The organism is Occallatibacter riparius, from assembly GCF_025264625.1.
GTDB lineage: Bacteria > Acidobacteriota > Terriglobia > Terriglobales > Acidobacteriaceae > Telmatobacter > Telmatobacter riparius.
Genome location: NZ_CP093313.1, coordinates 4,994,423 through 5,006,403, shown reverse-complemented (window position 1 = coordinate 5,006,403; position 11,981 = coordinate 4,994,423). Strand labels below are relative to the sequence as shown.

Annotated in this window: 10 protein-coding genes; 6 read left to right on the top strand and 4 right to left on the bottom strand. The window is 62.6% G+C overall.

The window, feature by feature from the left end; all coding sequences use genetic code 11:
• Nucleotide 1: 1 nt before the first annotated feature.
• Both MOP44_RS20310 and MOP44_RS20305 read right to left on the bottom strand, forming a co-directional pair.
• Complete coding sequence (locus MOP44_RS20310) at nt 2–1,219, bottom strand: O-antigen ligase family protein (RefSeq protein ID WP_260792224.1); 1,218 nt, start codon at nt 1,217–1,219, stop codon at nt 2–4.
• A 2-nt stretch (nt 1,220–1,221) separates the two neighbouring features.
• Entirely contained in the window at nt 1,222–3,630 is a 2,409-nt protein-coding gene (locus MOP44_RS20305; RefSeq protein WP_260792223.1) for a polysaccharide biosynthesis/export family protein, read from the bottom strand.
• Between the two features lie 360 nt (nt 3,631–3,990).
• Between MOP44_RS20305 and MOP44_RS20300 the strand changes: the two genes are divergently transcribed.
• The 5 genes from MOP44_RS20300 (at nt 3,991) to MOP44_RS20280 (ending at nt 8,690) form a co-directional block, all read left to right on the top strand.
• Nucleotides 3,991–5,910 (top strand): (Fe-S)-binding protein, encoded by a 1,920-nt coding sequence (locus MOP44_RS20300; protein WP_260792222.1) that lies wholly within the window; start codon nt 3,991–3,993, stop codon nt 5,908–5,910.
• Between the two features lie 16 nt (nt 5,911–5,926).
• A complete protein-coding gene (locus MOP44_RS20295) occupies nt 5,927–6,175 on the top strand; it encodes a DUF4570 domain-containing protein (protein WP_260792221.1) in 249 nt (82 codons plus the stop codon).
• Between the two features lie 9 nt (nt 6,176–6,184).
• On the top strand, nt 6,185–6,955 hold the full coding sequence (locus MOP44_RS20290) for an electron transfer flavoprotein subunit beta/FixA family protein (protein ID WP_260792220.1): 771 nt from the start codon (nt 6,185–6,187) through the stop codon (nt 6,953–6,955).
• The gene (locus MOP44_RS20285) at nt 6,952–7,920 is read left to right on the top strand and encodes an electron transfer flavoprotein subunit alpha/FixB family protein (RefSeq protein ID WP_260792219.1); all 969 of its coding nucleotides are present in this window, start codon (nt 6,952–6,954) and stop codon (nt 7,918–7,920) included. Before MOP44_RS20290 ends, MOP44_RS20285 begins: the two co-directional genes overlap by 4 nt.
• Before the next feature lie 140 nt (nt 7,921–8,060).
• Entirely contained in the window at nt 8,061–8,690 is a 630-nt protein-coding gene (locus tag MOP44_RS20280) for a thymidine kinase (RefSeq protein WP_260792218.1), read from the top strand.
• Between the two features lie 164 nt (nt 8,691–8,854).
• Here MOP44_RS20280 and MOP44_RS20275 read toward each other — a convergent pair whose 3' ends face one another.
• Both MOP44_RS20275 and hutH read right to left on the bottom strand, forming a co-directional pair.
• Nucleotides 8,855–9,685 (bottom strand): fumarylacetoacetate hydrolase family protein, encoded by an 831-nt coding sequence (locus MOP44_RS20275; RefSeq protein WP_260792217.1) that lies wholly within the window; start codon nt 9,683–9,685, stop codon nt 8,855–8,857.
• An 87-nt stretch (nt 9,686–9,772) separates the two neighbouring features.
• Nucleotides 9,773–11,302 carry a histidine ammonia-lyase gene (gene hutH / locus MOP44_RS20270; protein ID WP_260792213.1) on the bottom strand — a complete coding sequence of 510 codons (1,530 nt, stop codon included), beginning with the start codon at nt 11,300–11,302 and terminating at the stop codon, nt 9,773–9,775.
• A gap of 93 nt (nt 11,303–11,395) precedes the next feature.
• Here hutH and MOP44_RS20265 point away from each other — a divergent pair, with 93 nt between their 5' ends.
• Complete coding sequence (locus MOP44_RS20265) at nt 11,396–11,899, top strand: Lrp/AsnC family transcriptional regulator (protein ID WP_260792211.1); 504 nt, start codon at nt 11,396–11,398, stop codon at nt 11,897–11,899.
• The last annotated feature ends 82 nt before the right edge of the window (nt 11,900–11,981 follow it).

The following is an 11,981-nucleotide window of genomic DNA, read 5'->3' as shown; positions in this document are numbered from 1 at the left end:
GTTACTCCTGGGTCACGAGCCCTGCGACGGTGGTTGCGCGCCCAGGGAGGCTCGTCGGGAAGATGTGCAGGAGTGCTTTGGGCGATTCGGCATGCAGACGCGCTGCTAGGGCAACGATTCCGAGCAGCAGCCACGTGGCGCGGTTCTCGTGGACCGTGGCAACGATGGAACCGACAAGCAAGGTGAGTAACGCTGTGCCGGTTGCGAGCCGCAAAGTGCCGGCGAGCGCTAGCGCGCAGGATGCGGTGGTGATGACGATGGCGGTAGCGATCAGGATTGCGACGATGCCGCCTTCGACGAGCAGGGCGAGGGCGGTGTTATGTGCTGTGTCGATGGGCGCGAGGCCGGCGGCCGCGACAAACGAGCCTGCACCGGAGCCGAGGAGCGGCGCGTGCACGAAGGCTTGCCAGCCGGCGGCCCAGATTTCCCAGCGCTGATTGAGGTCGCGTTGCGTGAGCTCGCCGGGAATGGTGGCGAGACGCTCCAGGGTCTGACGCGGAACGGCGAACCAGATTGCCGCAAGCACAGCGGGCAAGGCGTAGAAGCCTAGTGTGAATGCGCGCCGATGGTTGTGGAGGATGAGCACGGCGCTGCCGGTCAGTGCGATCAGGGCCTCGAGGAATCCGGAACGCGAAGCCGTGAGCAGGACAGCGAGGATTCCGAAGGGGACGTACGTCGCCGCTAGCAGTTTTCCGGGCCATCGCGACTCGCTGCCGAAGAGCAATGCGGCGAGCGGGAAAGCCAGATCTAGAAATCGGGCGACGTCGTTGGGATCCTGGTTTTCTGCGAAAAAGCGAACCTGGTCTGCGCTGGAAGAGAGCAGAAAACTGCCCACGGTGACGGCCGCAAGCACGAATGCGCCGGCGAGATAGGCGCGAAGGAGATCGAGCAGGTTCTCCGGAGAGTCGACAAGTTCCCACACGAGCCAGACGAGGATGAACTCCTGAATGTAGCCGCGCAGGTGGTGCAGGGTTTCGGCGCGATCGATGGTCCAGAAGCATCCGCAGCAGAACCACAGGAACAAGAGCAGGACGAGAATCTGCAACGGGCCGGGTTTGCGCATGGTGCCGGCCTGAAGGATCGCGGTGATCATGGCCAGGAAGACCGCGATGATAGCGAGGCGCGCGATGTTGCCGAGCGGGGGGCCGAAGTCGAGGGAGTATTCCCAAGGAATGGTGAATGCCGCCAAGAGCAGCAGGGCCCGGGCCAGGCGGCGCATGGCTAGAACCTCTGCGAGTAGACCATACCCGCATAGATGCTGACGCCGACCGCGGATTGAATTGCGGACTCCATGGTGCGGTTCCACAGGTTCTTTGCGGTGGAATCGGGGACGAAGAGGATGTCGCGCTCGTTGACGGGGAGGTCGGGATCCTGGCCGCGAAGCATGCGCTTCAGATCGAGCGTGGTGACGGTGCGGCCATCGTCTTTGGCGTGGATGAGAAGAGCTTTGGAGAGCGATGCGTTCTGCGAGGGGCCCCAGGCCAGCGACAACGCCTGGAGCACGGTTGTGCGCTGGGCAGGGTCGAGCGTAAAGCCGCCGGGACGGTTGACGTCGCCCACCACATAGACGAGGCCGGCGCGGCTGACGTGGACCAGGTCGCCGGGAAGCAGTTCAGGATTCTGCCGCTCGCTGCCGGACTGGCTGAAGTCGAGCGTGATCATCTCGGGGCTGTCGGGGTGATCGCGATGCGTGATGTCCACGAGGCCGCCGGCGGTGACGTTGAGGCCGGAAGCGGCGGAGATGAGGTCGAGGAGGCGATGGTGTGCGGCGAAAGGATAGACGCCGGGGCGGCCGACTTCGCCGAGTATGGTTACGTCCTGGCCGACGTAGGCGGTGGTCTGCACCGTGACCTGCGGATGCAGCAGCATGCCTTTGCCTATCAAGGTGTCGGCGATGACACGGGCGGCCTCGGATTCATCGAGACCGGCGAGATGGATTTCGCCGATCATCGGCAGCATCACGGTTCCATCTGCGGCGACGCGGACGCTGGAGTGGAACTCGGGCGTGTGGTATTCCGTGATTTCAAGCTGTTCTCCGGGCACGATGGGACCGGCAAGCGGCGCAAGCGAACCGGCGGCAGGCGATGTAGACGCGGAATCTGTTCCGGTCCAGACCGGCGGAGCTTCTTTCGGATTGGGGTAGTTCTTTGTGTCTTTGGCCGCCGGGATTTTGACGACTCCAGTGGGCAGGCCGGAGGTGCTGGGCGTGGGCGCCTGGGCGGACAGAGTGAGAGCGACCGATGCAAGAAGAAGAGCTGCGAGCAGGTAGCGCATCCGGGAGGACTGAACGATGCGGACGAGATAGACGGCTCCGGTTGCGATCCAGAGCCCGGCAAAGAATGTGATGGCCATATAGAGCGGTAGATCCGGCGCGGAGGGTTTGGCAGGGGGGTGTGCGGGATCGATGACCCAGAGCTCAGGAACGTGCACCCCGGCGGCGAGTCCGGCCTCCTCAACTTTGCCCAGCATACGGACGTAGAGCTCGCGGCTCGCTTCGGCCTCACGGCGCATGCCTTCGTATTGAGCTGCCGCGGCAACGACTTGTTGTCCCTCACCGGTGCGCTGAGCCAGGTTGCTGCGCACGAGCTGCTCGCGGTCCGAGGCAGTTTGGAAGGCGCTGCGGAAGCGGTCGCGAAGCTTCGCGTCTTCAGCCTGCTGCTGGCGATCGAGGTCGTCGAGCTGCTGGCGGATTTCGACGACGCGCGGAAAGTTCGGGCCGTGCTCGGCGGAAAGCTGGGCGCGCTCCTGCTCGAGATCACCACGGCGCTGGCGAATCTGGCGAAGCGCGGAGACAGACAGGCCTCCATTGTCGTTCTGCAGACGCGGGTCAGAGGCCAGGACGAGTTCGGGATCGCCCTGCATAGCGGCCCGATATTCGGCCTCGCGAAGAATGCGCTCGGAAGTGGCCGCGACCAGGTCCCGGCCGAGTTCGTCGACTTCCAGCAGAGCCGTAACGTGCCGGCCGCCTGACTGGCTGTTGCCGGGAGTGTCAGGAGCGATGAGGAGGCCATGCTGGTTCTGGAAATCCGCCAGCCTCTGTTCGTCGCGATCAGCTTTGGCTTTCAGGTCCTGAAGCTGGGTGTTGAGCCAGCCGGTGGCCTGCGTGGTGGCCAGGATGCGGGTCTCGGTCTCTTCGCTCTGATAGGCACGGACCAACGCGTTGAGCACGCCGGCGGAGAGGTTCGGATCGCGCGACTGGAAGCGGAGTTCGAACAGCATGGTGCGGGGGACGGTTCGAACGTGCAGCGCGTTTTGGAACCGCTCGAGAAGCCAGGCGCGCGCGTCGGGAGAAGGTGAATCGGCGTGAAAGGGCGAGAACCGAGGCGGGAGAACGCCGACAAAGCCGGGAGATTCGTAGAGCTTTTTTTCGAGAATGACCCGCCATGCGAGTTCATCGCTGCGCAGGACGTTGGCGAGGGTCTCCAACTGAATTTCGCCCGCAGCGAGCGAATTGGGGTGCGGTGTATCGGCGGTATCAAGGTTGAGCGCGCTTACGGGGCCGATGCGCAGAGCAAGGCGCGTCTTGGCTTCGTATTGTTTGGGGGCGAACAGGCAGTAAAGGAGGCAGAGCAACAGAAGGCTGCCGAGCACGGATGAGAAGAGCCGCCAGTGATCCAGGAGCCTGCGCACGGATAGAGGAAGTGATAAGTGAGACGATGGCCTAATTGTGTGAGCCGGCAGCATCTCGGCTACTCTGAGCTCATCAACGGGGTGTACTGCGGGTGCGTCGGCCAACGCGGAAACCTCGGGGTCTAAAACGGTCCGTCGGCAGGGCACCGCCAGCATGAAAGTCCCAAAATGGTACTGCCGAGTGTTCTTTAGAAGTTTGGGGTCGCGAACGGTGAATTGCTTGTGAGATGCGTCACAGTACCCAAGTCACGGTACTGCAGCGTTGTTTTCGGGCGGCCGCGTGGCCCGGTTCACGGGCCTGCCTGTCACGACGCAACGAGGGGTGATCGTGTATCTTGAGTGGGTTTGGTTATGATCCCCTTGCACGCCACATTGGCCGAACCGCAATCCTTCTCGCTCACAGAGAAGTTGATTTTTCTGATCCTTGCCGCGACATCGCTGGGGCTGTTCTTTAGGCGTTTTGGGCCGATTCTGAAGCGGATTCTGGCGTCGAAGAAAGATCCGGATTTCAAGCTGGCGCCGGTGGGCAGGCGCGTGTGGGATTTCTTCACCGAGGTGATCTGTCAGGCCAAGGTGATCAAGCAGAGGCCGCTGCCGGGGCTGGCGCATGCGTTCGTATTCTGGGGTTTCTGCGCCTTCGCGCTGGTGACGCTGAACCACGCGGCGGTGGGGCTGGGGATTGGGTTTCTGGACCCGGCGGGCGTATTCGGGCGGTTTTACTACTACCTGGCGGCAGCGTTTGCGATTGCCTGCGCGGTTGGGATCGCAGGCCTGTTTGTGCGGCGGTTCTTCGCGCGGCCGCGCTGGCTGGGCGCGAAGGTCTCGTATGAGTCGGGCGTAATTGCTTGGCTGATCTTCGTGCTGATGCTGACGTACCTGGCGGCGTTCTTCACGACAAAAGATAGCGCTGACGCGCGGACGCTGTGGTGGCTGCACACGGTGACGCTGCTGGCTTTTCTGCCGATCATTCCGCATACGAAGCATCTGCACCTGGTGCTGAGCCCGGCAACTATATTTCTGTCGCGGGGAGGGTTCAGCAAGATTCCGCCGCTGGTGGGGGATGAGGATTTCGGGCTCGTTACTGGCAAGGACTTGACGCAGCTTGTGAGCCTGCAGGCGTATAGCTGCGTGGAGTGCGGGCGCTGCAGCGAGCACTGCCCGGCGACGAATACGGGGAAGGAGCTGAACCCGAAGGAAGTGATCCTCGGGCTGAGAGGCTATCTCAACCATGTCGGGCCGGCTTCTGAGGACGCGCTCCTCAACGGTGTTGCTGCCGATGGGACCTACGGCAATCACGTCTCGCAGAAGGCCGTGTTTCAGTGCACGACGTGCGGGGCGTGCGAGTTCCAGTGCCCGGTGGGCATTGAGCACCTTCCTATTATGGTCGGGCTGCGGCGCGGCGCGGTGAATACCGGCACGTGGGAAGACGATTATGGCGCGAAGCTGTTCAACCAGCTTGAGCGCGGCAGCAATGCGCTGGGGATCAGTGCGCTGGAACGTGACAAGTTCGTGCAGAAGTCGGGGTTCCCGATTTTCGATGGGACGCAGGAGTATTGCCTGTGGCTGGGCTGCATGGGCGCGTACGATCCGAAGGGGCGCGAGATTGTAACCGCGTTTGCGCAGGTGATGAATTACCTGGGCACGAGCTTTGGCGTGCTGAAGAAGGAGAAGTGCACGGGCGATCCGGTGCGGCGACTGGGGAATGATCTCGTGTTTCAGACCCTGGCAGAGGAGAACCTGAAGAACCTGGCGCAGAACAAGGTGAAGAAGATCGTGTCGATCTGCCCGCATTGCGTGCGGACGATTCAGGAGGACTGGAAGGCTTACGGCACTCCGCCGGAGATCGAGCATCATACGGAGTTCATGGCTCGTTTTGCAGATCGGTTGCCGAAGCAGAATAGCGGCGGGAAGGTTGTCTATCACGATCCGTGCTACCTGGGTCGGTATCGCGATGTGTATGAGCAGCCGCGGGAGTTGGTGCAGATTTCGGCGACGCTTGTGGAGGCTCCGCGACATAAGGAGCGGAGTTTCTGCTGTGGGGCCGGCGGCGGGCTGGTGTTTCTCGGTGAAGAAACCGGTGATCGCGTGAGCCATACGCGAGCGAAGGAGCTTGTGGCGACGGGGGCGCAGGCGATTGGGACGGCGTGCCCGTTCTGTAATTCGATGTTCAGGGATGCGCTGGGGGAGATGGATGGGACAGCGCCGGAGTTGATGGATGTGGCGCAGTTGGTGGCGCGCGGGCTGCCTGCAAAGGAACAGACTACCGTGAGGGTGGACTAGTATGCTTCGCGGCCCGATGGAAATCATGTGGATCGGCTTTGTAATCGCCGGGGCCGGATTTTTCGCGCTGAACTATGCGAACGTGCGCATACCTCGGCAAAGCGTGAATCGAGGACCGAGGCATCCTCTCGAGACACGTTACTGGTCACTAGTGAAAGAACATGTTGGACGCTGGCCGCTCTACACCGCAGCGATCTGCATCCCTTTGGGAATCATCATCACGTTCGGTGCGATTATCTACAACAATCATCTGAAACTCAGATAGGTGCAATGAATGAAGATTATCGTCGCAATCAAGCAGGTGCCGGAGCGGGATGCGCAGGTGCGCATTGATGCTTCAGGCAAATGGATAGAAGAGTCCGACGTGCAGTATGCGATGAACGAGTCGGATGCGTATGCGCTGGAAGAGGCGCTGCAACTGAAGGAGAAGCACGGCGGCGAGGTGATCGTGCTGAGCGCGGGGCCGGAGCGCGTGGGCACCACGATTCGCGAGGCGCTGGCCAAGGGCGCGGATCGCGCGATCCACGTGGACTGCAACGATCTGGCGACGCGCGATGCGCTGTCTGTGGCGCGGCTGCTGGCCGATGCCATCAAGCCGGAGAGTCCGGACCTGGTGCTGAGCGGGTTGCAGTCCGACGATCTTGGGTATGGGCAGACGGGCGTGATTCTGGCCGAGTTGCTGAGCGTGCCGCATGCCTCGCTCATTCTCACTGTCGAGAAGACCGATGCGGGGCTGAAGGTGAAGCGAGAGCTCGAGGCGGGGTGGTTCCAGGAGATTGAACTGCCGCTGCCCGCGGTGCTGGCCATGCAGAGTGGCGGCAACAAGCTGCGCTACGCGACGCTGATGGGGATTAAAAAGGCAAAGACCAAGGAGATGCGCGTGGTGGGTTGCGACGATCTGGGCGCCGCGCAGCCCGCGCTGGCGACCCTTGATAACGTCACGCTGCCGCAGAAGCAGAAGTCCACGCAGATAATAGAGGGCGATGCGAAGCAGGCGGCGGCAACACTGGTGGAGAAACTGAAGTTCGAGGCGCGCGTACTATGAGCGGAATCTGGGTTGTTCTTGAAGAGCGCGACGGCCGCGTGGGCCGCGCAAGCTGGGAAGCGCTGGCGGCCGGGCAGAAGCTGGCTTCGCTGACGGGAAAAGCATTGAATGCGGCCGTGATCGGCGCTTCGACTGAAGCACTGGCGGGCGAGACTGCGGCGAAGGCGGTCGGAAAGGTCGCGCGCGTGGAGCATGCGCTGTTGGCGGCCTATACGCCGGATGGATACACGATCGCGCTGCATCAGTTTTTTGAGCAGGAGCAGCCGGAGTTCGTGGTGTTTCCGCATACGTACCAGGTGCGCGACTTTGCGCCGGCGCTGGCGGCACGTATGAATGAAGTGCTGATCAGCGACGTGGTGGGGATTGCCGAGGGGCCTGTGTTTACGCGGCAACTGATGCAGGGGCGGCTTGCGGGCGCGTATCGGCATCGGGGTAATGGGCCGTGTTTTGTGTCGGTGCAGGCCGGCGCGTTTCGGGCGGAGGAGGTAGGCGCGGGATCGGCTGAAGTGACGACGTTTGCGCCGACTATCGATGCGACGCAGATTCGGACGAAGCCAGGCGAGCCGTTCCGCGGGTCGGCACAGACGGTCGATCTTGGCTCGGCGCAGAGGATTGTCAGCGTGGGACGCGGCATCAAGGAGTCGGACAATCTGCCCCTGGTGCAGGAACTCGCAACGGCGCTCGATGCGGAGGTTGCGGCTTCGCGGCCGATCTGCGACAACGGGTGGCTGCCGATGGAGCGGCAGGTGGGCAGCTCGGGACAGACGGTGTCGCCGAAGCTGTATCTCGCGGTTGGCATCTCGGGTGCGATTCAGCACCTGGTGGGCATGAAGGGATCGCAGTGCATCGTGGCCATCAACAAAGACCCGGAGGCACCGATCTTTGAAGTGGCCGACTACGGGATTGTGGGGGATCTGTTCGAGGTGGTGCCGGCGCTGACGGAGGCGCTGCAGGCGGCGAAGTAGCGAATTGGCCGGCAGAAGACGTAAGCTTCTGCCGGCCGAGTTGCGTCGCACCATAGCCTGAGATTCCGCACCGCTTATCAACAATTCCGCAGCTGGCGTTGCACTTGGGCCCAATCCGACAGCCGCTAGAATAGGGGGTTGTGGCGGAATTGGAGAAACTTGTGCCGGGCAAGCTGGAAGTGATTGTGGGACCGATGCGGAGCAACAAGACGGCGGAGTTGCTACGCCGCATCGAGATCCGCCGCCAGTATGCCAAGCAGCATGTGTTGCTGCTGAAGCCGTGTGCGGACACCAAGGCTGCTCCCGGCCTGGTGGAGAGCCGGAACGGGAACGGCTGCGGAAAGATGGAAGCGGTCGAGTTCCCTTCCGTGAATCCCTGGGCGGCTCTGCCGATTCTCTCGGAGATGGAACAGCGCATTGGCAAGCGCGTGGAGTGCGTGGCCATCGACGAGGGCCAGTTTGTCGCGGACCTGTTCCTGTTCACCAAACGCCTGCTGGAGTCGGGGCATGACGTGATGGTGTCGGGGCTGGAGCTCGATTTTCGCGGGCTGCCGTTCGGGGAGATGCTGGACCTGTCGTGGCTGGTGCGGCACTACGCGGGGAACATCACTGAGCTGGTCTCGTATTGCGCGTGCGGCAGTCGCGCGATTTATCCGCAGCGGCTGATTGACGGGAAGCCGGCAGAGTATGAGAGCCCGGTGATTATGGCCGGTGATAACTATGAACCGCGCTGCGCTGAGCATTTTGTGTTGCCGGGACGGCCGCACTGATCGCCTGTCGGAATGGCGTCGCCACCCGAGACAATGATGTCAGGCTGCATTTGGTTCGTGCCTTCCATTGAGCGCGCTAAAGACAACCGCAGATCCCTCGACTGCGCTCGGGATGACAACTCAGTGGGGGAACGGGCCTATTTTCAGGACAGGGATCTCGCTTGCTAGGCGACTTCGTTTTCCAGCGTGCCGATGGGGTCGATGGTGATGCGCACGCGGTCGCCGTGGTCCAAGGTGAAGTCGTTCGGCGGAACGATGCCTGTGCCGGTCATCAAGAAGCAACCGTTCGGAAATGAATTGTCGCGGAACAGGTACTCGACCAGCGTGGCAAAGTCGCGCTTGATCTCGGAAATCTTGATGCAGCCGGCGAAGGCGCAACCCTCGCCACGGAAGATCTCGAGAGCGATCTCGGTGGTCCTGGGCAGTGCCTTGGACGCGACGAGGATGCCGGGGCCGAGCGCACAACTGCCGTCGTAGACCTTGGCCTGCGGCAGGTAGAGCGGGTTCTCGCCCTCGATGTCGCGCGAGCTCATGTCATTGCCGATGGTGTAGCCGACGATCTTGCCTTGCGCGCTGATGACCAGGACCAGTTCCGGCTCAGGGACGGACCACTTTGCGTCGTGGCGGATGCGTACCTTGCCGCCCGAACCTACGGTGCGGCTGGCCGTCGACTTGAAGAACAGCTCAGGCCTCGGGGCTGAATAGACGCGATCGTAGAAGTCGCCGCCGCCCGCGCTTTCGGATTCTTCCATGCGCGCGCTGCGGCTGCGGTAATAGGTGACGCCGGCCGCCCAGACTTCCTGCTGCTCGATGGGCGGGAGCAGGTCAGCGCGTGAGAACGCAGCCGTGGGCTTGGCGTCGCCGTTGACCGTCGAGGCAAGATAGCCTTCGAGATCGTCGCGCTGGAACAGCTCGTTCCAACTGGCGCCGTTGAGGGGGTAGTACTTCCCTGCCTTCTCGACAAAAGAACCGGTAGTAGTGCGAAAGAGTCTCATATCCGCGCCCTCCCAGTATGCCTCATCATGCTACATCCAGTCTTCGAGGACGGCGGCTGTGAAATGTGCGAGTTTTGTGGTTTGAATTTACGCCGGATCGCTCCATTTATTGAAGGCGCCGTTGCGGATGGCAGAGGCGAGGGCGTCGATGTCACCGGCGAGGACACGGTCCTGTTCGAGCTTAGGGACAACGGCGCGGACCGCATCGTGGACAGCCTCAAGACGGGGGCTTGATTTGAGGGGGCGGCGGAATTCAACGGCCTGGGCGGCGCACATAAGCTCGATGGCGACGATGCGCTCTACGTGCTCGACGATCTGGCGCAGTTTGAGCGCGCCGGTCATGCCCATGGAGACGTGGTCTTCCTTGCCGCCGTCCGTTGGGATGCTGCCGGTGGAGGAGGGGTGCGCGAGAACCTGGCACTCGTTGATGAGGGCGGCCGCGACGATCTGCGCGATCATGAAGCCGGATGAGAGGCCGGGATCGGGCGAGAGGAAGGCGGGCAGGCCTTCGTTGATATCAGGGTTGAGGAGGCGGTCTATACGGCGCTCGGTGATGCCGGCGAGGTCGGTGATGGCGATGGCTGCGTAGTCGAGCGCGTAGGAGAGCGGCGCGCCGTGGAAGTTGCCGCCGGAGAGGACGTCTCCGGTGCCGTTGCCGTCAGGGAAGATGAGGGGGTTGTCGGTGGCCGAGCCGGCTTCGGTTTCGAGGACGGAGGCAACGTGGGCGAGGGCTCCCCGGACGGCGCCGTGGACCTGCGGCATGCAGCGGAGGCAGTAGGCGTCCTGCACGCGGGAACAGTGCTCGCGATGGGACTCGCGGATTTCTGAGCCCTGCATGAGGGCGGTGAGGTGGGCGGCGGCGGCGATCTGGCCTTGGTGCGGACGTGCATGCTGAATGCGCGGATCGAAGGCTACGGGGGTGCCGAGGAGGGCGTCGAGGGACATGGCTCCGGCGACATCAGCCAGGCGGACCAGGCGCTGGGCACGGGCGACGGCAAGGCCGCCGACGGCGACCATGGCCTGCGTGCCGTTGAGGAGAGCGAGACCTTCCTTGGCGGCTAGCTGGACGGGCTTGAGGCCCGCGCGACGGAGGGCTTCTCCGCCGGGGATGCGCTCGCTTTTGTAGAAGGCTTCGCCCTCGCCGATGACCACCAGTGCAAGATGGGCAAGAGGGGCGAGATCGCCGCTGGCGCCGACGCTTCCCTTCTCCGGGATGACAGGATGAATGCCGGTGTTGAGCAGGGCGACGAGGAGTTCGAGGACTTCGATGCGCGTGCCGCTGAAGCCCTTGGCCAGCACGTTGGCGCGGAGCAGGAGCATGGCGCGCGACTCAGCTTCGCTCATGGGCTGGCCTACTCCGCCGGCGTGGCTGCGGACGAGGTTGGTCTGGAGCTGTGCGAGGTTTTCATTGGAGACGCGCACATCGGCAAGCTTGCCGAAGCCGGTGTTGACGCCGTAGACGGTTTGGCCCGAGGCGAGGACCTGCTCAATGAGGGCGCGGCTGGCGGCGACACGCTCGCGGGCGGAAGGAGCGACTTCAACGCGAATGCGAGAGACGGCCACGGCTTCGATGTCGGCCAGGGTCAACGGCTGGCCATTCAGGGCGAGAACTTCCATATTGCTGATGCTACGGAGTGAGCGAGTTTGGGTACAGACGGATTGGACAGCCAAGGCTCGAAATGCTGGCCGAATCGACTATGCTGAAAGCTTATGGCAATGGATTCCACGGCGCTGATGGATACCTATGGGCGAAAGCTGTTGGATGAGCTGCAGGCGAACGCGCGACTGAGCGTGGCGGAGCTGGGACGGCGGATCGAGCTATCGCCGACGGCAACGGCGGAGCGGCTGCGGCAGATGGAGGAAGTGGGCATTCTGCACGCGTACACGGTGGAGATTGATCGCGAGGCTTTGGGGCTCGAAGTGATGGCGTTTATCCGCATGAGCTGCAACGGGCCGCAGTATCACCGGCTGCTGGATTTTGTGCAGACTCTCGAGGAGGTGCGCGAGTGCCATCACCTCACTGGCGGCGACGACCTGCTGCTGAAAGTGACGACTACAAATATGAGTGATCTGGAGGCGCTGATCGAGGCGCTGCTGCCTTATGGGACGCCGATTACGAGCGTGGTGCTGTCGTCGCCTGTGGAGAGAAGGAAGTATGCGGTGATGGGAAAGCTCGTGACGGTGACAAAGAAGCCGGCGATGAGGCGGCGCTGACGAATGCTCGAAAGAATGCGCGGCTAGTCGATATACTTCGCCTCAACATCGGATCCCATTGGAGGGCTCAATTGAAAGCAGG